The organism is Brachybacterium sp. P6-10-X1, from assembly GCF_001969445.1.
Classification (GTDB): Bacteria; Actinomycetota; Actinomycetes; order Actinomycetales; family Dermabacteraceae; genus Brachybacterium.
Genome location: NZ_CP017297.1, coordinates 741,454 through 765,259, shown reverse-complemented (window position 1 = coordinate 765,259; position 23,806 = coordinate 741,454). Strand labels below are relative to the sequence as shown.

15 protein-coding genes are annotated in these 23,806 nt (G+C 72.4%); 6 read left to right on the top strand and 9 right to left on the bottom strand.

Translation table 11 applies throughout. The annotated features are described in order from the left end of the window. Positions 1–6: 6 nt before the first annotated feature. Complete coding sequence (serB, locus tag BH708_RS03420; protein ID WP_076806638.1) at positions 7–678, bottom strand: phosphoserine phosphatase SerB; 672 nt, start codon at positions 676–678, stop codon at positions 7–9. Continuing rightward, the gene (gene glgC, locus BH708_RS03415) at positions 675–1,919 is read right to left on the bottom strand and encodes a glucose-1-phosphate adenylyltransferase (RefSeq protein WP_076806637.1); all 1,245 of its coding nucleotides are present in this window, start codon (positions 1,917–1,919) and stop codon (positions 675–677) included. The genes serB and glgC overlap by 4 nt, the downstream gene beginning before the upstream one ends. A gap of 79 nt (positions 1,920–1,998) precedes the next feature. Here glgC and glgA point away from each other — a divergent pair, with 79 nt between their 5' ends. Continuing rightward, positions 1,999–3,192 (top strand): glycogen synthase, encoded by a 1,194-nt coding sequence (gene glgA / locus BH708_RS03410; RefSeq protein WP_076806635.1) that lies wholly within the window; start codon positions 1,999–2,001, stop codon positions 3,190–3,192. Between the two features lie 27 nt (positions 3,193–3,219). On the opposite strand, the gene BH708_RS03405 is transcribed toward glgA, so the two are convergent. Together BH708_RS03405 and BH708_RS03400 are read right to left on the bottom strand one after the other, a co-directional pair. After that, positions 3,220–4,002, bottom strand: coding sequence for a hypothetical protein (locus BH708_RS03405; protein ID WP_076806633.1), 783 nt, complete (start codon positions 4,000–4,002; stop codon positions 3,220–3,222). Next, on the bottom strand, positions 3,999–5,495 hold the full coding sequence (locus BH708_RS03400) for an RNB domain-containing ribonuclease (protein WP_076806631.1): 1,497 nt from the start codon (positions 5,493–5,495) through the stop codon (positions 3,999–4,001). The genes BH708_RS03405 and BH708_RS03400 overlap by 4 nt, the downstream gene beginning before the upstream one ends. Before the next feature lie 89 nt (positions 5,496–5,584). Here BH708_RS03400 and BH708_RS03395 point away from each other — a divergent pair, with 89 nt between their 5' ends. Together BH708_RS03395 and BH708_RS03390 are read left to right on the top strand one after the other, a co-directional pair. After that, the gene (locus BH708_RS03395) at positions 5,585–6,379 is read left to right on the top strand and encodes an ABC transporter ATP-binding protein (protein WP_076806629.1); all 795 of its coding nucleotides are present in this window, start codon (positions 5,585–5,587) and stop codon (positions 6,377–6,379) included. A 94-nt stretch (positions 6,380–6,473) separates the two neighbouring features. Then, positions 6,474–7,253 (top strand): RNA methyltransferase, encoded by a 780-nt coding sequence (locus BH708_RS03390; protein WP_083713850.1) that lies wholly within the window; start codon positions 6,474–6,476, stop codon positions 7,251–7,253. Here BH708_RS03390 and BH708_RS03385 read toward each other — a convergent pair. The 3 genes from BH708_RS03385 to BH708_RS03375 form a co-directional block, all read right to left on the bottom strand. Beyond that, positions 7,225–7,971: a bifunctional 2-polyprenyl-6-hydroxyphenol methylase/3-demethylubiquinol 3-O-methyltransferase UbiG gene (locus BH708_RS03385; protein ID WP_076806627.1), complete on the bottom strand. Its 747-nt coding sequence runs from the start codon at positions 7,969–7,971 to the stop codon at positions 7,225–7,227. The genes BH708_RS03390 and BH708_RS03385 overlap by 29 nt on opposite strands. Before the next feature lie 23 nt (positions 7,972–7,994). Further along, positions 7,995–9,026, bottom strand: a complete 1,032-nt coding sequence (locus tag BH708_RS03380; RefSeq protein ID WP_076806626.1) for an NAD(P)-dependent alcohol dehydrogenase — start codon at positions 9,024–9,026, stop codon at positions 7,995–7,997. A gap of 130 nt (positions 9,027–9,156) precedes the next feature. Then, positions 9,157–11,055, bottom strand: coding sequence for an HNH endonuclease (locus tag BH708_RS03375; protein ID WP_157235719.1), 1,899 nt, complete (start codon positions 11,053–11,055; stop codon positions 9,157–9,159). Positions 11,056–11,987: 932 nt separating this feature from the next. On the opposite strand from BH708_RS03375, the gene BH708_RS03370 reads away from it, so the two are divergent. Genes BH708_RS03370 through BH708_RS03360 form a run of 3 tightly spaced genes read left to right on the top strand, consistent with a single transcriptional unit; the run spans position 11,988 to position 18,118 of the window. After that, positions 11,988–12,938, top strand: coding sequence for a hypothetical protein (locus BH708_RS03370; RefSeq protein WP_253705459.1), 951 nt, complete (start codon positions 11,988–11,990; stop codon positions 12,936–12,938). Beyond that, on the top strand, positions 12,935–14,677 hold the full coding sequence (locus tag BH708_RS03365) for a DNA polymerase Y family protein (RefSeq protein ID WP_076806622.1): 1,743 nt from the start codon (positions 12,935–12,937) through the stop codon (positions 14,675–14,677). Before BH708_RS03370 ends, BH708_RS03365 begins: the two co-directional genes overlap by 4 nt. Before the next feature lie 12 nt (positions 14,678–14,689). Further along, positions 14,690–18,118 carry an error-prone DNA polymerase gene (locus BH708_RS03360; RefSeq protein ID WP_076806621.1) on the top strand — a complete coding sequence of 1,143 codons (3,429 nt, stop codon included), beginning with the start codon at positions 14,690–14,692 and terminating at the stop codon, positions 18,116–18,118. 35 nt (positions 18,119–18,153) lie between these two features. Here BH708_RS03360 and BH708_RS03355 read toward each other — a convergent pair whose 3' ends face one another. Both BH708_RS03355 and BH708_RS03350 read right to left on the bottom strand, forming a co-directional pair. After that, positions 18,154–20,955 carry a YhgE/Pip domain-containing protein gene (locus BH708_RS03355; RefSeq protein WP_076806619.1) on the bottom strand — a complete coding sequence of 934 codons (2,802 nt, stop codon included), beginning with the start codon at positions 20,953–20,955 and terminating at the stop codon, positions 18,154–18,156. Further along, positions 20,952–23,717 (bottom strand): MMPL family transporter, encoded by a 2,766-nt coding sequence (locus BH708_RS03350; RefSeq protein WP_076806617.1) that lies wholly within the window; start codon positions 23,715–23,717, stop codon positions 20,952–20,954. Before BH708_RS03350 ends, BH708_RS03355 begins: the two co-directional genes overlap by 4 nt. Positions 23,718–23,806: the final 89 nt, after the last annotated feature.

The window sequence follows — 23,806 nt, the reverse complement described above, 5'->3', positions numbered from 1 at the left end:
CCGGCCTCAGCGGGCCGCGGCCGCCTCCAGGTGGGGCCACGCGGCCAGCAGCGAGCTGCCGTCGAGGATCACGTCGGCGACCTCGCGCAGGGCGGGCTTGGCCCGGAAGGCGATGCCGGTGCCCGCGGCCCGCAGCATCTCACGGTCGTTGGCGCCATCGCCCACCGCGACGATCCGGGCGGCCGGGAGCCCGTAGGTCGCGGCGTACTCCTCGAGCGCGAGCCGCTTGGCCGCGCCGTCGATGATCGGTCCCGAGACCCGGCCGGTCAGCCGCCCGTCCGAGATCTCGAAGCGGTTGGCGAGAACGTGATCGACCCCTGATTCCGCGGCCAGCTCGTCGATCACCTCGTGGAAGCCGCCCGAGACCAGCGCGACCACCCAGCCGTGGGCCGTCGCCCGACGCACCAGCTCCAGCACCCCGGGCGTCGGCACCAGCGCGGCGCGCACCGCGGCGAGGACCGATTCGTCCAGCCCTGCCAGCAGCGCCACCCGAGCGCGCAGCGACTGGGCGAAGTCGAGCTCCCCGCGCATCGCCGCGGTGGTGATCTCCTCGACCCGGTCGCGGACGCCGGCGTGCTCCGCGACCAGCTCGATGACCTCCTGGGTCAGGAAGGTGGAATCGACGTCGGAGACGAGCAGCCCGGTGACCGCCGGGCCGTGCGCGGGTGCCGCGCTCACGGCTCGAGGACCGTGCCCTTGCCGATCACCGTGATCCCGGACTCCGTGACCACCCAACCGCGAGCTCGATCCTCCTCCGGGTCCAGACCGATCTGGGTGCGCGGCGGCACGACGACGTTCTTGTCGATGATCGCGCGGTGGATCTGGCTGTGGCGGCCGACGGAGACGCTGTCCATGATCACCGATTCCGAGATCGTCGACCACGAGTTCAGCCGGGCTCCCGGGGAGACGACGGAGGTGGCGACCTGGGCCCCGGAGACCACGACCCCGGGCGAGATGATCGAGTCGACCGCCGAGCCGACACGGCCTCCGGGACCGGCATGGACGAACTTCGCCGGCGGGACGTTTCGGTTCCCGGTGTAGGTGGGCCATTCCTCGTTGTACAGGTTGAACACGGGATGGATCGCGATCAGATCCATGTGCGCGTCGAAGAAGGCGTCCAGGGTCCCGACGTCGCGCCAGTAGTCCCGGTCGCGATCGGTGGAACCGGGCACGTCGTTGTGGATGAAGTCGTAGACGGCGGCGTCCTGCCGGGCCACGAAGGACGGCACGATGTCGCCGCCCATGTCGTGCTTCGAGGAGTCGTCCTCGGCATCGCGGGTGACCGCGTCGACCAGGGCGTCCGCGGTGAAGATGTAGTTGCCCATCGAGGCGAGGATCGAGGTGGGGTCGTCCGCCAGAGCCTCGGTCACCATCGGCTTCTCGACGAAGGCCTTGATGGTGGTGGGGTCCGACGCGTGGGTCTCGATGACCCCGAACTGGTCGGAGAGCTCGATCGGCTGCCGGATCCCGGCGACCGTGCACGACTTCCCCGATTCGATGTGGGCGTCCAGCATCTGCGAGAAGTCCATGCGGTAGATGTTGTCGGCGCCGACCACCACCACGTACTCGGGCTTCTCGTCGTGGATCAGGTTCAGGGACTGGGCGATCGCGTCGGCGGAGCCGCGGAACCAGTGCTTGCCCATGCGCTGCTGCGCCGGGACGGGGGCGACGTAGTTGCCCAGCAGGGAGCTCATCCGCCACGTCTGGGCGACGTGCTTGTCCAGCGAATGGGACTTGTACTGCGTCAGGACGACCACCCGCAGGTAGCCGGAGTTGACGATGTTCGACAGCGCGAAATCGATGAGTCGGTAGATGCCGCCGAACGGCACCGCGGGCTTTGCCCGGTCGAGGGTGAGCGGCATCAGCCGCTTCCCCTCACCGCCGGCGAGGACGATGGCGAGGACCTTTTTGGACGACATGGTGCGAGGATAGTCCAGAAGTGGCCCCCATCACGCCACGACAGGTCTTGTGGACGGACAACAGAAGGAGGAGGGCACCATGCGCGTGGATCTGCTCACCAAGGAGTACCCGCCGGAGGTCTACGGAGGGGCCGGTGTGCACGTCGCCGAGCTGACGCGCGTGCTGCGCGGTCAGATCGAGGTGCAGGTGCGCGCCTTCGGCGCCGAGCGGGACGAGGCCGGGACCTCCTCGTACTCGGCCCCGGCGGAGCTCGAGGGCACCAACGCCGCCCTGAGCACGTTGGGCACCGACCTGCTGATGGCCGCGGACTGCGCCGGGGCGGACCTGGTCCACTCCCACACCTGGTACGCGAACTTCGCCGGTCACATGGCCTCGCTGCTGCACGGGATCCCGCACGTGCTCTCGGCGCACTCCCTCGAGCCGCTGCGGCCGTGGAAGGCGGAGCAGCTCGGCGGCGGGTACCGCGTCAGCTCCTTCGCCGAAGCCGCCGCCTACGACGGGGCGGCCGGGGTGATCGCCGTCTCCGGCGGCATGCGGGAGGACATCCTGCGCGCCTATCCCACGGTCGACCCCGCGAAGGTGCACGTGGTCCACAACGGCATCGACATCGACCAGTGGTCGCCGAACCCGGAGACCTCGGCGCTGACCTCCCGCGGCATCGACCCCGACGCGCCCACGATCGTGTTCGTCGGCCGCATCACGCGCCAGAAGGGCCTGCCGTACTTCCTGCGCGCCGTCCGCGACCTCCCCGCCGACCACCAGGTGGTGCTGTGCGCCGGGGCCCCGGACACCGCCGAGATCGCCCAGGAGGTGAACACGCTCGTGGGCGAGCTGGCCGCCGAGCGCGGGAACGTCCACCTGATCACCGAGATGCTTCCCCGCCACGAGCTCACCCAGATCCTCACCCACGCGACCGCCTTCGCCTGCCCGAGCGTGTACGAGCCGCTGGGGATCGTGAACCTCGAAGCGATGGCCTGCGGAACCCCGGTGGTCGCCTCCGCCACCGGCGGCATCCCGGAGGTCGTGGCCGACGGGGAGACCGGCTACCTGGTGCCGATCGAGCAGGTCACCGACGGCACCGGCACCCCGGTCGATCCGGAGAGGTTCATCGCGGACACGCGCGATGCGCTGGTGCGGATGGTCTCGGATCCCGAGCGGGCGAAGCAGATGGGCGAGGCCTCCCGCCGTCGCGCGGCCGAGCACTTCTCCTGGACCTCGATCGCCGAGCGCACCCTGGACGTCTACCGCACGGTGATCGCCCAGCGTGCCTGACCGACCAGCCTGATCAGGCCGTCGCCCTCAGCTCGGCTCCGCCGCGATCCGCTCGACCGCCTCGACCAGGGCGGCGCGGGCGGCGTCGTGGAGCTCGTCCAGCAGCCCTCGTCGAGCGAGGGCCTCGGCGAGATGGATCGTCTGGGCGTGCCCCTCGTCGATCTCGGAGCGGGTCAGCGCCACGGTGCGCGCGGCGAGCACCAGCAGGTGCGCAGCAGCGGCGTCGACGTGCCGGGGCAGCGCCGTGGAGACCCAGGTGGGCGGGATCCGGGCCGGCTCGACGGGTTCGTCGGGCACCAGGTCGAGGTCGATGCTGCCGTCGGCGACCCGGCGCAGGACGCGCAGCAGCTCCTCGCGGGCGCTGCCGGAGGTCGCCGCCGGCGGCACGTGCGTGCCCAGCGGTGCGTCGAACCGGTCCCAGCCGACGGCGGTGACCCCGCCGCCGGGGTGATCGATCCTGGAGACGACCGGGATGAGGGTGTGGTCGGCGATCCCGGCGGCGGTCACCACGATCGCCTGCTCCGCCTCCAGGGCCGCGGGCAGCGCTGCGGGCGGGCCGACCAGGCCGGCGATCCGGCCCGGCACCGGCAGCACCAGGCGCAACTGCGCCAGCGGCAGGCGCCGCAGCGCGGTCATCCACGTGAACAGGTCCTCGCCTTCGCCGCTGGGGCCGCTGCGGCCGACGCCGTGGCTCATCTCGGCGGCGTCGTCGGGCCCGAGATCGCCGCGGAGGTAGGCGGAAGCCCACAGCATCAGCACGGCAGCCCGGGGGAGCGCGACGAGGTCCCGTCCCGCGGCGGCCTCGCTCATGCGGCCTCCTCGCGGGCCGCGACGAACACGGCACGACGCCGTGCGGGGTCGACGGATTCGAGCCTCACCCGGACCACGTCGCCCGGCCAGGCGTCCATCGGGACCCATGCCGTCACCGGCGGATCGGTCAACTGGACCTCGACCCGGGTCGGCGCACCGCCGCCCGTCTCGGGCTCGCCCGGCTCACGGCGCTCGATCACCGTCGCCGTGAAGGTCTCCCCCTCCCAGGTCACCAGGGCCGCGGTCTCCACCAGGTCGAGCGCACGACGTTCGAGGGTCCCGGCCCGTGCGCCGGTGGCCCGCATCGCCTCGGGGATCTCGCCGAGCGCCGCCAGCAGCTGCGGTGTGGGGCTCTGCCCCTGGGCGTGGGCATGGCAGACCAGCAGCACGAAGCGGTCCACGAGGCGGCGCAAGGGCGCCGTAGTGTGCGCGTAGGGGGCGGCGATCGCGGCCTGGGCCGAGTCCTCGGGCACCTCCTGCGGGCTCGTGAACGCCGCATAGGCGGCGCCGCGGAAGAGGGCGGTGGCGTGGTTGAGCAAGGCGAGGTGGGCGGGTTCGTGCCAGTCCAGCTCGCGCAGGAAGGCGCCGTAGGTCCGGTCCCTCGGCCACGGGATGCCCAGCACGTCGGCCTGCCGGCGGAAACGGTCGATCGCCTGCTGATCGGCCGGGGGCAGCGTGCGCAGGATCCCGGCGCCGGACGCGAGCATGAGGTCGGCGGCGGCCATCCCCGTCATCAGGGAGATCTGGGCGTTGGCGTCCTCGATCGGGGCCGGACGGCGCCAGCTCAGTCGCACCAGGTCCCCGTCGGCCACCACCTCCTGCTCGGGCACGTTCAGGCTCGCCCCGCCCCGGGCGATCTCGCGCTCGGCGCGCAGGGCACCGATCTCCTGCAGCAGGACCATCATCGGATGCCCCTGACCTCCGTCGAGATCGGCCTGAACCTGGTCGTAGGCGAGCTTGCGGACCGAGCGGACGCGGGAGCGCTCGAGGTCGATCGCACGGACCGCACCGGCTGAGTCCAGGTCGAGCGTCCAGACGAAGGCGGGCGTGATCTGCTCCGGCAGCAGCGAGGCGACGCCCTCGGAGAGCGTCTCCGGGTGCAGCGGGATCCGCCGGTCGGGCAGGTAGAGGGTCTCCCCGCGTCGCCGCGCCTCTCTGTCCAGCGCGCTGTCCAGCCCCACGAACCAGGGGACGTCGGCGATCGCGTACAGCACGCGGTAGCCGTCCTCGGTCCGCTCGAGATGCATCGCCTGGTCGAGGTCGGTGGAGGTCGCCGGGTCCAGGGTCACGAAGGGGACGTCGGTGCGGTCCGTGCGGTCGGCGGTGGCCAGCTCACGGGCGGCGGCCCGTTCGGCCTCCACCAGCGCCTCGGCGGGGAACTCGAGAGGCACGTCCTGCGCCTCCTCGGCCAGCAGGGCGTCGATGCCCTCCCGGATCACGTCGGCCGCGACGGAACCGCGCGGAGCATGCAGGGAGACGGGACGGCGGGGCACGGCGACCTCCTCAGCAGCGGCTTCGAGCCCGTCCAGTCTAGGGCGGGCCGCGGTCCCGGGAGGGTGGCCGGTGACGATAGGCTCGGCCCATGTCCGTCGCAGCAGCCACACTGACCGATGTCGTCGTCCGCCGCAGCGGGCAGAGCATTCTCGATGCCGTCTCCCTGGAGATCTCCGAGGGTGAGCGGTGGGCGGTGCTCGGGCCGAACGGGGCCGGGAAATCCACGCTGGTGCGGCTGCTGGCCGCCCGCATGCATCCCACCTCCGGCACCGTCGACATCATCGGCGAGCGGCTCGGCAAGGTCGACATCTTCGAGCTGCGCCCCATGATCGGCCTGGCCAGCCAGGAGCTCGCCGAGACCATCCCCGCCGAGGAGACTGCCGAGAACGTCGTGGTCACCGCCGGGTACGGCGTCGTCGGCCGCTGGCGCGAGGAGTACGACGAGCTCGACCTCGACCGGGCGCGCACCCTGCTGGCCGCCTTCGGCGTCGGCGACCTCGCCTCCCGCATGTTCGCCACCCTGTCCACCGGGGAGCGCAAGCGCGTTCTCGCCGCCCGTGCGCTGATGACCGACCCCGAGCTGCTGCTGCTGGACGAGCCGGCCGCCGGGCTCGACCTGGGCGGGCGCGAGTCGCTGGTGCGGACGCTGGGGCGGCTGGCGAAGGATCCCGCGACGCCCGTGACCGTGCTGGTCACCCACCATGTCGAGGAGATCCCGCCGGGCTACACCCACGTGGCCCTGCTGCGCGAGGGCGGGGTCGTCGCCGCCGGCCCGATCGAGGAGACCCTCACCTCCCAGAACCTCACCACCACCTTCGGGCTGCCGCTCGTCGTCGAGCAGCGCGGCGACCGCTACACCGCCCGCTCGTTGTCTCTGAGCTGATCCGGCGGTGGAGCACGACCCCGCACCGGGACCGCCACGCCAGATCATCGAGATCACCGACCTCGCGGATCCCGCCCTCGACGACTTCCTGCGCATGACCGACGTGCGGCTGCGCTCGCGCGTCGAAGTCGAGCGCGGCCTGTTCATGGCCGAGAGCTACGAGGTGATCTCCCGGGCGATCGACGCCGGGATGGCCCCGCGCTCCTTCCTCATGAGTGAGAAGTGGCTCGAGAAGTTCGCGCCGCTGTACTCGCGCTTCCCCGACGTGCCGGTGTACGTGGGGGAGGAACCGCTCATCGAGCAGTTGACAGGCTTCCGGCTGCACCGCGGGGCGCTCGCGGCGATGCAGCGGCCGGTGCTGCCCGAGGTGGCGGAGGTGCTGCGCACCGCCCGCACCGTGGCAGTCATCGAGGACATCGTCGACCACACGAACGTCGGCGCCATGTTCCGCTCCGCAGCGGCGCTCGGTGTCGACGCCGTGCTGGTGACCCCGCAGTGCGCGGATCCGCTCTACCGCCGCTCGATCCGGGTCTCGATGGGCACGGTGTTCCAGGTGTCGTGGACGCGCCTGGAAGCCTGGCCGTCCGGCGGCGTGGACCTGCTGCACGAGGCGGGTTTCGACGTGCTCGCCCTCGCTCTCACCGACGGCGCCGTCCCGCTGGATCGGATCGACCTGGGGCCGGATCGCAAGGTCGCCGTCGTCCTCGGCGCGGAGGGCCACGGCCTGAAGCCGGCCACGCTGCGCGCGGTCGATGAGCACGTCGTGATCCCCATGGCCGGGGGCGTGGACTCCTTGAACGTGGCCGCGGCCAGCGCTGTCGTGTTCTGGCAGCGCCGGGCGGCGCTCAACGCGTCCGCCTCGCCAGCAGGCTGATCGCATTCGGCAGACGGCCGTCCCAGGCCACGGCCGGGGGCGCATCGTCGGGCCGCCAGAACGGATCGGGATGCTCGGCCAGGTGCAGCAGCTCGAAGCCGGCCCTCGTCACCGTCATCACCATCTCGGCGAGGGTGCGCTGATGCTCGGTCGCTCCGCGGGTGGGGAACGTGTCGTTGACGTGGGTGTCGGCGAAGTAGCTGCGATCCGACCGCACCCGCGCCTCGTCGGCGTCCCACGCCCACAGCGGGACCAGCGGGTGCCCCTCGTAGACGAACAGATGACCGCCCGGTCGCAGCAGGCGATGCATCTCGTCCGCCCAGGCATCGAGATCCACCATCCAGCTCAGCGCGCCCTTGCCGGTGTAGACGAGGTCGGCGACGGCCTCGTCGAGTCCGGTCGCCGGCAGCTCGGTGATCCGGTACCGGCACGGCGCCTCGAGGTCATCCGCGCGGCGCTGCGCGGCGGACACCGCCGTCGGGCTGTAGTCGAGGCCGAGCACGCTCCGGGCGCCGAGCCGGACCAGGGCATGGTCATCCAGGCCGTGCCCGCTCTGGGGATGCAGCACCTGGGTGCCCTCGATCAGCGGTGCGAGGAGTTCCTCCTCGATCGGCAGCAGCCGCGCGGTGCGGGCCTGCTCGAGGTGCTCCGCGTACTCCCGCACGTGCTTGGAGGACGCCTCGTCCCATGCTCGTCGGGTGTCGTCGTAGGTGCTCATCGCTCGAGGTCCGCACGGTCGAGTCAGAGCGTGATCTGCAACTTCACGTCCGTCGGGCGACCTTCGAGGAAGCGCTCGAAGGCCTGCACGGAATTGTCGAATGTGAAGGTCTCCGAGACGAAGCGGCTGAGGTCGATGGCGTCGGTGGCGGCGAGGTCGATGGCCTTCTGGTAGACGTTCGCGTACCGGAAGACCGTCTCCAGGGAGACGCCGCGGCTCTGCGCGGTGGCGATATCGAAGGGCACCGGCTCCACGGGCATGCCGACCAGGACGATCCGGCCGCCGGGGGCGGGCATGGACCAGAGGCTCTTGTACGCGGGGGCGGCACCGGTGGCCTCGAAGACCACCTGCGGGCCCCAGCCGCCGGTCTCGGTGCGGACGCGCTCGCCCAGGTCCTCCTTCGTGGCGTCGACGGGCACGATGCCCTCGAGCCCGTCGAGCAGGGCGAGCTTCTCCGGGAGCACGTCGCTGATGTAGACGGTGCTGGCGCCTCCGGCGCGGGCCGCGAGAGCGGTCATGATGCCGATGGTGCCGGAGCCCACGACGGCGGCGACGTCACCAGGCTTGATCCCGGCCTTGGTGGCGGCGAACATGCCCACGGAGAAGGGCTCGATGAGCGCGCCTTCGGCGAAGCTGAGGCTCTCGGGGAGCTTGTAGGTGTACGCGGCGGGGTGGATGACCTCGTCGGTCAGGCAGCCGTCGACGGGCGGGGTGGCCCAGAACCGCACACCGGGGTCGACGTTGTAGTTGCCCTCCTTCACGGCCCGGGAGGTGGGGTCCGGGACGCCGGGCTCCATGGCGACGCGGTCACCGGGGGAGAGGTCGGAGACGCCCTCACCGACCTCGACGACCGTCCCGGCACCCTCGTGCCCAAGGATCATCGGCTCCTCGACGACGAACGGGCCGATCTTCCCGTCGGTCCAGTAGTGGACGTCGGAGGCGCAGATCCCCACGGTGTGCATGGCGACGCGAACCTGACCGGGGCCGGGGGAGCCGACGGGCTCGACCTCCTCGATGGCCATTCGGTTCTTCTCCTGCAGCACCAGTGCGCGCATGGGTCATTCCTTCCGAGGCGATGTGTCCGAGACCTCATCATCGCAGGTGTGCATGGTCAGGGGGCAGGCCGTTCCGAGGTGTGGGTCGATTCAGGAGTGCGGGCGGCCGGTGGGCCCGCGGCGTCGTTCTCTAGAACGGTGGGGGGTCGTCGTGGCGGTGGTCGGGCGGGGTGTTGGGGTCGGGGAGTGAGCTGCCGTGGTGGCGTTGGGTGAAGCGCGTGGCTTCTGCTGTTCGTTGTTCGGTGACGCGGTCGCGGTGGGGGCGGCGGGCTTCGATCTCGCGGTGGTGGAGGGCGATCTCACGGGCGCGGTGGTGGGCGGCCCAGGCGGTATCGAGTGCTCGGGCGAGGGTGGGGGTGAGGAGGTCGACGTCGTCTCGGGTGGTGGTGTGGACGGTGTCGTCGATGTCCCACCAGGTCACGGTCGGCTCCACCACCGCGTGGGCATGCTCGCGCGGGGCAGTCGGGCCCGGCAGAGGATCCAACGGCAGAGGATCCAGGTGCAGGGACCCGGGCGGGAAGTCGAGCAGTTCCGGTGGCGGGCCCGGAGGCCTGGTCGTTGCCGGGGGACTGTTCGCCCCGTTCCCGGCACTGTCGCGGTGGGGGTCGATGTGGCCGGCGGTTTTGATCGTGTGGTGCAGCCAGCACAGGCGGTGGAGGTTCGCCAGGTCCGTCGCCCCACCCTGGGTGGCGTCATGGTGGTTGAACTCCTCAATGTGGTCATCCTCGGCCGCCAGCGCGGTGGGGCGGGTGCAGCCGGGAGCGGCGCAGACGGGGTGACGCAGCCGGAGTTGCAGTCGCATCGCCGCAGTGGGGGTGTAGGTATCGGCGGTGGCCGGGAGGTAGGCCCCGGTGGTGGGGTCGGTGAGGATCCGCTGCCAGGTGTTCATCCCCGCGGCCAGGGCGCGGGCCTGTTCGGCCGGGATCGGGGTGAGGCCCTCGATCAACCCCGGCGCGTCCTCGATACCGAGCAGCGTCATGGCCGGGACGGTCACCAGGAGCTTGTAGGCACTGGCGGGTTCGGGCACCGGGCCGGTATCAAGCATCGTGCGGGTCAAGATCGCGTACCGCAGCGCCGCTAACGACAGGGGTCTGCCGCGGTCGCGGAGGGTCTCGTCGATGTCGAAGGGGATCTCACCGGTGTCTGTGTCGTGCAGGGCGGCGCGTTGGGCTTTCTGCACCACCAGGGCGGTCACGTCCAGGCGGTGGGCGAGGTCTGTGATCTCCGGGATCGGCCCCGTCACCATCAACGTGGCCAGCCCGCACGTGGGGTCAGTGATCTCGAGATCGACGCGTCGTTGTGTCTGCGGCGGCACGGGCAGGGTGCCGGCGGTGATGCGGACGATCAGGGTTTTGAGGTGGGTCTCGAACGTGTGCCGGGAGATGTTTCTCAGATCCCACCCGGCGACGTGCCCATCGACCATCACCACTTGCTCGTCGGTGAGGGAGCGGACGTGGCGCAGCAGGTATTGGTGGAACCCTTCGGGCATGTCCCCGGCGGCGAGATGGGTGAACGTGGCGGGCATGAGGTCGACGGATCGGTGGGCGTCGCGGATGAGTCGTTCGGCCTGGCGGGTGGTGAGGCGCATGCCGGTGGCGATCTTCATCGCGGAGATGTCGGCCTCATCGATCAGCCCGTCGGTATCGGGGTCGTCGGTGAAGAACTCCACCAGCAGTTCCTGCTGGCGGGCGTAGAGGATGGTGCGTTCGCGCACCGTCGCATGTAGGTGGAGGACGCGGTAGGCCTGGTCACTGGCGGGCTCGACGCCCGCGAGTTTCACCATCCGCTCACCGGTCAGCGGCACCCGCGCGTCCACCGCCCACGCCCGCACCGGAAGCACAGCCCCGGCATCACCAGCGGCCGCAGGGCCATCAGCGGCAGCACCAGACGCCGTGGCCGCAGAGACCGTGTCCCCGGCGGTGGTCGAGGGATCGGAGGCCGGGGGATCGGAGGCAGCAGCACTGGACGCCACAGCGTCGGTGGCATCGGCGGTCTGGTCCTCGGCCCGCTGCTTGTGTCGATCAACCACCGGACCGAATGCACTCCCGGGGGACGCGGCGGGCTGGTCACCGGCATCAGAGCCGGACGGGCCGCGGGAGACGGGACGGGACGGCACCGGGGGACCGTCGCCGGGCCCGTGATCGGACTCGAACTCCTCACCCACGACCCTCACCTCCCATCCCGAACAATCATCGCCCGCACCACTGCGGACAACACCATCGACCTCGATGTCGACGTGTTCCCACACTACGACCCGACCCCGACAATCGAAACCCACGACCCCGACCCCACAGAAAATGTGGATAACCACCCCATGTGGAGGAAAGGCAACCCCGGAGAACACCAGAACCAACCCCCACCCCACGACCCCGAGACCGAACCCCGAGGCCGTGACAGACCGATCCGAACCAGCTCGGTCCGGCCCGACTCGATCCCGTTCGAGCCGGCCTGGACCGCCTCGGATCATGGCGGGGCGCACCGCTCGACCGGGCTCCGGGGTGTGGCCCCCACGCCGAGGACCCGCGCGTCACGCCAAGACCTGCGCGTTGTGGAAAACCATCCATTGTGGAGGAAAGATCGCGGCACTACACCACACATGGATGACTGCGAAGAATTCTCTGTCAGGGAGCACCGAAGCATCACCGAGAACGATGTTCGAAACCTGCTCGAGCCCGCGACCGTTCCGAGTGCCACTCTCGACGCACCGCGACCCGACACTCGACCCCCAGTGCCCGACCGGCCCCGCCACGCAACACCCGAGGCGCCCGGCATCCACCCCTGAACCATCACTCCGCCGTCTGTCCCACCCCTGCCGCAGACTCCGTACGTACGTTCGAACCTGCGACCTGCACAGCTTGACTCCCGATCCGCGAGGCGTAGAGTTCGAACAGTTGTTCGAACACATCGAACTGGCATCGAGTCGTACGTGTTGCTCCCGCGGATCGGGGACGGAGGTGGATCATGAGCATGCCTCTGCAGGTGGCGGCCGCTGAAGCGGACCACGACGACCACAACGACCACAACGACCACAACGACCACAACGACCACAACGACCACGATGACCTCGACCACGATGGTCGCGAGGACCGCCTGGCCCGGGCCCGCGCCGCCCTGGGCGCCGCCGAACGCAGCGCGGCCCGCTGGGGCGGACGGATCGACCGCACCGCCCTGCGGGGGCGCTCCCTGCACCCGGGAGCGTCCGGCCCCGACCCCACGGGCGCTCCCGACCCCGGCCGAGAGACCACCGCCGAGCTCGAGGACGGCCTGGGCACCCGCCTCCCGGTGCCGGGCCCGCTGTCGGCACTGTTCCCCCGAGGCAGTCTGCGCGCGGGCAGCTCCGTCGCGATCGAGGGCGCCGCGAGCACCTCCGTGCTACTGTCCCTCGCCGTCGCCGCGGCGGGGGAGGACTCCTGGTGCGCCGTCGCCGGCATGCCCGATCTCGGTCTGCGCTCCGCCCTCGACGCCGGGCTGGACCCCTGCCGACTCGCCCTCGCCCCGACGCACGGGGAGCAGCGTCCCCAGGTGCTCTCCGCCCTGGCCGACGGGGTCGGGGTGCTCGTGCTCGGCCCCGATCTCGACCTGACCCCCGCGCTGTGGCGCAGCCTGCTGAGCCGGGCCCGCACCGCCGACACCCTGGTCCTCGCGGCCGCTCCGCCCGGGCGCGCCGACATCGCCCTGCGCTCGGCCACCCACGCCTGGACCGGGCTCGGCGCGGGCTCGGGGCGGCTGCGCCGGCGCCGTCTCGCGGTCACCTCCACCGGTCGTGGGATCGCCGGGCACCGGGAGGTCGAGGTGCTGCTGCCGCAGGCGAGCGGGCTGATCGCGCAGGCGCCGCAGGGGCGTTCGGTTCCCGCAGAGATCGCCGCCCCAGCCGGTATCCGCCTCCTGGATCCGGTGCCGAGGGCCGGATGATGAGCGCCACCACCCGCACGGTCGCCGTCACCGTCCCGGACTGGCCGCTGGTGGCCGCGCTGGATCGCCACCAGCGCCGCACGGCCGACGAGACCCCCGACGACGAGACCCCCGACGGCGCCCCGTCGGCCGACCCGCCCACTGACCCGGCCGTCGACCCGGCCCACGACCCCGTGCTCCTGCTCGACCAGCACCGCGTCACCCACGCGAGCGCCGCGGCCCAGGGGACCGGGGCGCTGCCGGGCATGACCCGCCGCGCCGCCCGCGCCGCCTGCCCCGAGGCGCTGGTGCTGGAGGCCGACCGGGAGCACGAGTCGGCCCTGTTCGAACTGGTCGCCGCCGCGGTGGACACGATCGCGGCGGGCGTGGACGTGCTGCGCCCCGGGGTGCTGCTGATGTCGGCCCGCGGGCCGGCTCGCCACCAGGGCGGGGAGGAGGTGCTGGCCGAGCGGATCCTCGATGCCGTCGCCGAGCTCACCGGCTGGGACTGCGCCGTGGGAATCGCCGACGGCCCCTTCGCCGCGCTGCTGGCCTCCCCGCCCGGGCGGATCGTGCGTGAGGGCCGCAGCGCCGACTACCTCGCCCCGCACCCGATCGCCGCCCTGGCCGGCGCACCCGTCGGCCCCGGCTGGGGGCATCGCGGCCAGCCCTCGGCGACCCGTCCCGAGCGCCGGCTGGACCTCGCCGAGACGGTCGACCTGCTGCAGCGGCTCGGCATCACCACCCTGGGGGAGCTCGCCGCCCTGCCGTCGGCCGCGGTCGCCGACCGCTTCGGCCCCGACGTCGCGACCCTGCACCTGCTGGCCCGCGGCGAGGAGCCCGCCCCGCCCGCGACGCACCATCCCACCCAGCCGATCCTCGCCGAGACCACGCTGGAGACCCCGCTGGTGCGCACCGACCAGGCGGCCTTCATCGCCCGCCCGCTGGCCGAGGAGCTGCACGCGATGCTCGTCGACCGTGGGCTGGTGTGCACCCGGCTGCGGATCGTGGCCCGCACCGAGGGCGGCGAGGAGATGGAGCGCACCTGGCGGCACGACGGAGCGCTCAGCGTCGCCGACGTCGTGGACCGCATCCGCTGGCAGTGCGACGGCTGGATCACCCGTTCGCGACTCGGCGGCCCCGCGACCGGCGCGATCACCCGGATCGGTCTGCACCCGCTGCAGCTCGCCCCGGCGGGGGAGGGCGCCCCGGCCCTGTGGGGCAGCGCCGGGGAGGCCGCCGTGCGGGCCTCGCGCGCCTTCGCCCGGGCGCAGGGCCTGGCGGGGGAGGACGCCGTCCAGGTCCCCGCCCTCGTCGGCGGGCGTCTGCTGGCCGACGAGGTGCAGCTCGTGCCCTGGCGCGGCGAGAAGCCCGCCCGACGGGACGGGCCCTGGCCGGGCTCCCTGCCGCGCCCCGTGCCCGCCACGGTGTTCCGCGAGCTGCCGCCGGTGGTGCTCGAGGATGCCGCCGGCCGCCCCGTCGTGGTCACCGCCCGCGGGCTGCTCAGCGCCTCGCCCGCCCGTCTGCTGGTCACCGCCCCCGGCGCCCCGGTCCTGCAGCGCCTCGGACTGCGGGCCGGCTCCGCGCATCCGGTGCTCGCCCACGGCGCCCCCGCCGTGATCGACGAGCGCTGGTGGACGCCGCACGGCGCCCGCTCCGCGAGGCTGCAGCTGGTGGTGCGCTCGGCGCACGAGGAGGAGACCGCCGTGCTGGCGCTGTCGCGCATCGGGAGCTGGATGCTGGAGGGGCTCTATGACTAGGAGGAGCGCCTGATGGCCGGTTGGTTCCTGGGCCCGCCCGCGTGGAAGGACATCGAGGCGATCCTCTCGGATCGTCCCGCCGAGCTGGTCTCCCCGCCGATCGTCGTCGAGCACGCCGGGAAGGCCACCGACGACGCGTACCGTCCCGCGCGCACCGTCGACTACGCCGAGCTGCACGCCCACTCGCACTTCAGCTTCCTCGACGGTGCCTCGAGCCCCGAGGACATGGCCGAGCAGGCCGCCCGGCTGGGGCTGGGGGCGATCACCCTGGTCGACCACGACGGCCTGCCCGGGGCGGTGCGCTTCGCCCGGGCGGCGGGGGAGCAGGGCGTGGCCACCGTGTTCGGCGCCGAGCTCACCCTGGGGCTGGAGCCCGGGGCCGGCAGCGCGAGCGGAACCCCCGTGACCTCCGCACCGCGGACCGGCGTCCCCGACCCCGCCGGGGAGCACCTGCTGGTACTGGTGCGCGACGAGACCGGGTACCGGCAGCTGTCGGCCGCGATCGCCCGTGCCCACCTCGACAGCGGGGAGAAGGCCGCGCCCCGCTACCGGCTGGCGGAGCTGACCCGTCTGGCCCGCACCGGGCACTGGCAGATCCTCACCGGCTGCCGCAAGGGATCCGTGACCCGCGCCGTCGTCCCGCACCTGGCCGAGGGGGACCTGGACGCCGCCGCCCACGCCGCGGCGAGCGCCATCACCCGTGTGCTGGACCTGTTCGGGGCGGGGAACGTGGCCGTCGAGCTGGTCGCCGGCGGCGGGGGAGAGGCCGACGAGCTCCACGACGCCCTCGCCCAGGGCGCGCGCCTGGTCCGCGAGGACCACGGGCTCGACGCGGTCTCCCTGCCGCTGGTGGCGACGACGAACGCGCACTACGCACGCCCGGCCGACAAACGCCTCGCGGACACCCATGCCGCCCTGCGCGCCGGGGTGCCGCTCGCGGACGCCGACCCGTACCTGTCCTCCCGGCCGGCCCACCTGCGCAGCGGCGAGGAGATGGCCCAGCTGCTGCCGCGCTATCCCGGCGCGATCGCCCAGGCCGCGCGACTGGGCCGGGACTGCGCGGTGGATCTGCGGCTGCTGGCCCCGGACCTGCCGCCGTTCCCGGTGCCCGCGGGGCACGACGAGACGAGCTGGCTGATCGAGCTGGTGGAGATCGAGGGCCGGGAGCGCTACGGGCCCCGTCCCACCGCGGGCCGCCCCGAGCGCGTCCCCGGGGCGTGGGCGCAGATCGACCACGAACTGCAGGTCATCACCGATCTGCACTTCCCCGGCTACTTCCTCATCGTCCACGAGATCGTCGACTTCTGCGCCGGGGAGGGGATCCTCGCCCAGGGCCGGGGCTCCGCGGCGAACAGCGCCGTCTGCTACGCGCTGGGCATCACGGCGGTCGAGCCCGTCGGCCATCAGCTGCTGTTCGAGCGCTTCCTGGCCCCGGAGCGGGACGGGCCGCCGGACATCGACATCGACATCGCCTCGGACCGCCGCGAAGAGGTGATCCAGCACGTCTACGATCGCTACGGTCGGGAGTACGCCGCGCAGGTCGCCAATGTCATCACCTACCGGGCGAAGCTCGCGGTGCGCGACGCCGCGCGGGCGCTGGGCTATGACACCGGCGCGCAGGACGCGTTCTCGAAGCGGATCGAGCGCTCCTTCAGCTCCCTGGCCGACGCCGACGTCCCCGACGACGTCGTCGACCTCGCGAAGCAGCTGCGCGACGCCCCGCGCCACCTGGGCATCCACTCCGGCGGCATGGTGCTGTGCGACCGGCCGGTGATCGAGGTGTGCCCCGTGCAGTGGGCGGCGATGGCGGACCGGTCCGTGCTGCAGTGGGACAAGGACGACTGCGCCGACGCGGGCCTGGTGAAGTTCGACCTGCTGGGGCTGGGGATGCTCACCGCCCTGGACCACGCGCTGCGGATCATCGCCGAGCACCACGGCCAGCACTTCGAGCTGCGCACCCTGCCGCAGGAGGATCCGGCGGTCTACGACATGCTGTGCGCGGGCGACAGCATCGGCGTGTTCCAGGTGGAGTCGCGTGCGCAGATCTCCACCCTGCCGCGCCTGCGGCCCCGGGAGTTCTATGACCTGGTGGTGGAGGTGGCGCTGATCCGGCCCGGGCCCATCCAGGGCGGGTCCGTGCACCCCTACATCCGGCGCCGCGCCGGCGAGGAGGAGGTCACCTACCTTCACCCGCTGCTGGAGAAGTCCCTGGGCCGCACGCTGGGGATCCCGCTGTTCCAGGAGCAGCTGATGCAGATGGTGGTCGACGTCGCCGACTTCAGCCCCGCCCAGGCCGACCAGCTGCGCCGGGCGATGGGATCCAAGCGCTCCACCCAGAAGATGCTCGAGCTCTCCGACGCGCTGTTCGCCGGGATGGCGAACCACGGCATCACCGGCGAGGACGCCGAAGCGGTCCACCGCAAGCTGCTCGCCTTCGCCAACTACGGCTTCCCCGAGTCCCACGCCTACTCCTTCGCGTACCTGGTGTACGCGAGCTCGTACCTGAAGTGCCACTACCCGGCGGCGTTCACCGCGGCGCTGCTGCGCTCCCAGCCCATGGGCTTCTACTCTCCGCAGTCGCTGGTCGCGGATGCTCGCCGGCACGGCGTGCTCACCCGCGGGCCCGACGTGCTGGCCAGTCGTGCCCGCAGCGATCTGGAGACCGACGCGGAGCATGCCGGCTACCGGATCGGGGAGGAGCCCCGCGAGCAGATCCGGGGGAAGGAGGCCGCCCGCGGCCCCGCGATCCGGCTGGGCCTGGACCAGGTGCGCACGATCAGCACCGAGACCGCCGAGCGGGTCGTCGCCGAGCGCGAGCGCGGCGGTCCCTTCGCCTCGGTCCCGGACCTGGCCCGCCGGGTGCAGTTGACAGCCCGGCAGCTCGAGGCGCTGGCCACCGCGGGGGCGCTGGATGCGCTGGCGTCCTCCCGTCGGCAGGCGCTGTGGGCCGCGGGAGCGGCCGCCCAGGAGTCGCCGGGGACCCTGCCGCACCTCGCGGTCGGGGCCCAGGCGCCGATGCTGCCGGGGATGAGCGAGGCGGAGCTGGCCACCGCGGACTCCTGGGCCACCGGCATCACCCTGGACGATCACCCGATGGTCCTGGTGCGCGAGGAGCTCTCGGCCGACGGGGTGCTCTCGATCGGCGGCACCCGCGAGGTCGAGGACTCCACCCGGATCCGGGTGGGCGGCGTGATCACCCATCGCCAGCGACCCGCGACCGCCGGGAACGTCACCTTCCTCAGCCTCGAGGACGAGACCGGGATCCTCAACGTGGTGTGCTCGCAGGGCTTCTGGGTGCGCCACCGGGCGCTGCTGCGCACCGCCCGGGCGATCGTGCTGCGTGGGATCGTGGAGAACCGCAGCGGGGCGGTGAACCTCGTGGCCGATGACGTGGCGCCCCTGGACCTGGCAGCCGCCGGCCGATCCAGGGACTTCCAGTGAGCCAGGCCCTCCCGTGAGCCAGGCCTTCCCGTGGGTCAGGCCGTCGCCGCCGCCCCCACCGGCACCCGGTCGGAACGGTCCGCGCGGCGGGCGGTGCGGGAGGCCGCGAAGGTCACCACCAGGGAGACCGCGGCCCAGGCCAGGATCGACAGCAGCGTGCCCGAGGTCGAGACCAGGGAGCCGCCGAGGGCCGCGTGCACGAGCCCCTGGGTGACGATCGGCAGCGGCAGCAGCGCACTGATCGACTGCAGCAGCGGGGGAGCGGTCGCCAGCGGCACGATGCCCACCAGCGTCACCACCTGCAGCACCATCACCAGGATCGAGACGATCCGGCCGATCCTGTCGCCCAGCAGCGTCATCAGCGCCTGGTGCAGGGCCGCGAACATGCCGGCCCCGGCCAGGGCCACCACCCCCACCGTCACCGGGGAGACGGGGGAGATGCCGACGGCGGTGAGCACCGCCAGCACCGCGATGGTCTGCACCACCGCGATCAGCAGAGCGGGCGCCAGTGAGCGCAGCACCACTCGGCCCATCGGCACCGCCCGGTCCAGCAGACGCCGGGACAGGGCCGGCAGCAGCAGGAAGCTGGCGAACGCCCCCAGCCACAGCGCGAGGGCGGTGACGAAGGGGAAGGTCGCGGTGGTCGCACCGTCCGCCTCGTTCTGGCGGTCCACGTCGGTGGTCACCGGGTTCGCGGCCATCTCGCTCATGCGATCGCGCTCGGAGGAGGTGTAGCTGGGCACGCCCTCAGCGCCCTCGCGCAGCCCGGAGGCGAGATCCTCGCTGCCGCCGGCCAGCTCCTCGGTGCCGTCAGCGAGCTCCTCGGTGCCGTCGGCGAGCTCGCCGCTGCCGGAGGCCAGCTCCTCGCTGCCGGAGGCCAGCTGGTCCGAGCCGTGGCCCAGCTCGGTGGCGCCGTCGGCCAGCTGGGTGCTGCCGTCGGCGAGGGCACCGGCCCCGTCGGCGGAGGCGCGGGTGCCCGCGGCGAGGTCGTCGAGGCCGGTGGCGAGGTCCCCGGCGCCGTCGGCGCTGGCCCGGGTGCCCTCGGCGAGCTGGTCAGCGCCCTCGGCGAGATCGTCGACACCGTCGGAGTACGCCTGGAGGCCGTCGCGCAGACCGGTGACGCCGGTGACCAGGTCCTCGGCGCCCTCGGCGCTCGCGCGAGCCCCGGTGGCGAGCTGATCGGCAGACGCGGTCAGGCCGGGGTTCTGCTCGGTGCCGTCCCCGGCGAAGGCGGTCTCGAGCCCCTCGGAGTAGGTGAGCATGCCCTGGGTGCCCTGGACCAGGCCGGGTTCCTGGTCGGTGCCGTTGAGCCCGTCGGCGATCTGCTGGAGCTGGGGACCGAGGGGGAGCAGCTGCGAGGAGCCGTCCGCGATGCCCTGTGTGCCGGCGACCAGACCGGGGTTCTCGGCGGTGCCGTCACCGTTCAGGCCGGTGTCGACGGCGTTCGCGTACTCGAGCATGCCCTCGGCCTGCGCCTGCAGCGCCAGAGCGTTCGGGTCCTCGGGATCCTCCTCGAGCAGCGCGTCGGCGCTGGCCTTCATCTGCTCGGCCAGAGCGATCATCCCCGGGTCCTGCTCGGTGCCCTCGCCCTCCAGACCGGCCGACAGGGCGGCCGCCCCGTCCGCGACGTCCTGAGCGCCTTCCGGCAGGCCGGGCTCGGTCTCGGTGCCCTGGATGCCGTCGGCCAGCTGCTGCGCGCTCTCGCCGAGCTCGGCGGTGCCGTCGGCCACGCCCTGGGCGGTGGTCACCAGGCCCGGGTTCTCGGCGGTGCCGTCGCCGGTCACGGCGCTGCCGGCCGCGGAGACGCCCTCGGCGTACTGCTCGATGCCGGTGGCGAGCTGGTCCGCTCCTGCGACCAGTCCCGGGTTCTCGGCGGTGCCGTCGCCCTCGACGCCGGCGGCCAGCTGGTTCGCCCCGTCGAGCAGCCCGGGCTCGGATTCGGTGCCGGACATGCCGGTCTGCAGCTGCCCGACCCCGGCGGCGAGGTCCTCGGCGCCGGTGGCGAGGTCATCGAGGCCGGTGGCCAGGTCGTCGCCGCCGCCGGCCGCGGTGCTCGTGCCCGTGGCGAGGTCGTCGAGGCCGTCGGCGAGCTCCTGGGTGCCGTCAGCGGTCTGCCCGGCGCCGTCGGCGAGGCTCCACACCCCGCCGGAGAACTCCTTCGTCCCCTCTGCGGCCCGGGTGGTGCCGTCTGCCAGCTCGGCGGTGCCGTCGGCGAGCTCGTGCGCACCGTCCTCGAGATCGGAGGCGCCGTCGGCGAGCTGCTCGGCGCCGTCGGCCGACTGGGAGAACCCGTCCTTGAGGTCGTTGAAGCCCAGGTAGAGCCCGTCGAGGTACTGCTGGGCCATCTGACCGCCCATGGTGGAGGCGGAGGCCTCGGCCACAGCGGAGCCCACCAGCGCGTTGATCTGGCCGCTGGCGTCGTTGGTGGTGACCTCGAGGATCGCGGGGACGGCATCGGTGGTGCCGATCGTGGTCAGCTTCGCGGAGAAGTCCTCCGGGACCACGATCACCGCGGAATAGGTACCGTCCTGCAGACCCTGCTCGGCGTCGTCCTGGGAGGTCAGCTGCCAGTCGAAGCCGGTGGTCTCCGGGGCGTCCTGCCCCTCGACGGTGCCGGGCTGGGTCAGCGATCCGGACAGGAGCCGGCCGAAGGGGACCGTCTGCGTCTCGCCGTCGGCGTCGGTGACCTCGGCCCCCTCGTCCAGGTTGACGACGGCGGCGGGCACCGTGTCGAGCCGGTCCACACGGCCGCTGAGGGCCCACAGTCCCAGCCCTGCCACCAGCAGCGGCAGCAGCAGGACCACGAGCACGGTGCGCGGATGCTTGAGGCGGGTCATACGTGGGCTCCTTCGGGGGCGGAGGCGGTGGAGCGCTGGACGGCGAGCGCGAGCAGTCGGCGAGGATCGCGCAGTGCGGCCTGGAGATGGCGCTCGGCCTCGGTGGCGCCGGCTGCTCGCGAGCCCACCACGAGGGTGGCCCCTGCAGCCAGCAGGGCGTCGAGGCGCTGGATCAGGGTGTCGTCGGTGGTGGTGGCACCGTGGACGAGGTCCTCGAGCCGTTCGATCACGACCACGGCGCGGCCCAGGTGCCGATCGGGGATCTCCCGCAGCCGGGCGGGGACGTCCGCGCCGGCCGGCAGCCAGTGCGCGCGGCCCTGGATGGCTCCGAGGTCGTCGGGGGCGAGGCGGTCGTGGACGGCGAGGAGCCCGCTGTCGGGTTCGAGCCGCCCTCCGGCCAGGGCCAGGAAGGCGGCGCGGGCGGCGTCGTCGGCCGAGCGCACCACCAGCAGGGTGCCCGATCCGACGGCGCCGGTCAGCGGGCCGATCCGGCCCGTGTCCCCGACCAGCGGGGCGGTCAGATCCTGCATCCGCAAGGCATGGGCGCCGTGCTCCTGAGTCCAGCGGCGGTGCTCGAGGACGGCATGCAGGCCTTCGCCCTCCACGTCGACCTTGGGCAGGATCCGATCCATCCAGCCCGGCAGCCACCAGGCGTGCCTGCCGAGCAGGGCGAGCACGGCGGGGACCAGGGTCATGCGCACCACGAAGGCGTCGACCAGCACGCCGACGGCCAGCCCCACGGCGATGGGCTGCAGCATGAACCAGCCGGAGGTGACGAAGCCGGCGAACACCGAGACCATGATCAGCGCGGCGGCGACCACCACGGGGGCGCTCGCGGTGAAGCCCTTCTCGATGGAGGCGCGGGCATCACCGGTGTGGGTGAACTCCTCGCGCATCCGCGAGACCAGGAAGACCTCGTAGTCCATGGCCAGGCCGAACAGCACGCCCATCACCATGATCGGCATGAACGCCACGACCGGGCCGTTGACGGTGACGAACAGCGGTTCGTTGAACCAGCCGTACTCGAATACCATCGCGGTGACGCCGAAGGCGGCGGCCACGGACAGCAGGTAGCCCAGCGAGGCCTTGATCGGCACCCAGATGGAGCGGAACACCATGGCCAGCAGGATGAGGGAGAGGCCGACGACGAAGATCGCGAACGGGACCAGCGCGTCGGAGAGCTTGTCGGTGACGTCGATCCCGACGGCGGTCGCCCCGGTGACGGTGACGTCGGAGATCGAGTACTCCTGTTCCCAGTCCCCGGCGTTCGCGCGCAGGGAGTGGACGAGCTCCTTGGTGGAGGCGTCCGTCGGCCCGCCCTCGGGGATCACCGCCACCACGGCCAGGTCGGCACCGCGGTTGGGGGTCGCGAGCTGGATCTCCTTGACGTTCTCCAGCGAGGAGATGTCGGATTCGAGGTCCTCGACCACGCCGAGCGGGTCGGTGGTGTTGATGATGTCGGCGGTGACCAGCAGGGGACCGTTGTAGCCGGGGCCGAACTCCTGGGCCACCAGGTCGTAGGTGTCGCGGGCCGGGGTGCCGGGCTGCTCGGTGCCGAGGTCCGGCAGCGCCAGCTCGAGGTCCTTGATCGGGATCGCGAGGGCGCCGACGCCGACGACCACCAGCAGGATGGTCACGGCCGGGACCTTCGTGACCAGGCGGACCCAGCCGGTGCCGAAGGGTCGCCGGCGCCTGCGCTCCGGATCCTCCGCGGGCAGCACCCCGTCGTTCGCGGCCATCAGCCGACGGACCCTCCGCGGGCGCAGCCGCTCCCCGAGCAGGCCCATGATCGCGGGCAGCATCGTCAGCGCGACCACCACGGACAGGGCGACGGTCGCCGCAGCGGCGACGCCCATGATGGTCAGGAACGGGATGCCGGTGACGAACAGGCCGACGAGGGCGATGATCACGGTGAGGCCGGCGAAGATGACGGCGCTGCCGGAGGTCGCCAGGGCGCGGCCGATGGACTCGCGGACGTCCTCGCCGGCGGTCAGCTGGTCGCGGTGCCTCGAGAGGATGAACAGGGCGTAGTCGATCCCGACGGCGAGGCCGAGCATGGCTCCCAGCGCGGTGGTCACCGAGGGGATCTCGACCCCGGCGGCCAGCGCCATCACGGCCAGCATCGACACGCCCACGCCGACGATCGCGGTGACGATCGGGATGACGGCCGGGACGAAGGAGCGGAACACGATCGCGAGGATCAGCAGGGCGATGACGATGCCGACGATCTCGCCGGCGCCGAAGGGCACCTCGGAGCTCTGCAGGACCTGTCCGCCGATGTTCGCGTCCAGGGTCGGGGTGTCGGCGGCCCGGACCAGGTCCTTCAGCTCGGTGACGGACTCCTCGGGGTAGGTGCCCTGCTGCCCGTCCATCTGGAACTGGGCGATGATCGCGGTGTCGTCATCGGTGCGGGTGCCGGGGGAGGCGTCATCGAAGGGCGAAGGGGCGGCCGCGACCCCGTCGACCTCCGCGATGCGGTCCATGAGGTCGTCGATCTCGTCCTGGTGCTCATCGACGGTGGTGCCGTCCTCGGCCACCAGCACGACCTGGCCCGAGGTGCCGCCCATCTCGGGGAAGCGGTCGGCGAGCTGGTCGATGCCGCGCTGGGCCTCGGTGCCGGGAATCTCGATGGCGGAGGAGAACGTGCCGCCGAGGCCGACGGCGAGGCCGCCCATCCCCACCAGCAGGATCATCCACACCGCGACGATCTTCCAGCGCAGGGAGGCCATGAGAAGGCCGAGTCGGTACAGGGACGAGGACACAGGACCTCCCGGGCGATGCACTCCTGCATCCACGACATGTTCGTATTCGATACAGCAGTGTATCGATGAGATACTGTTCAGTCACGCGG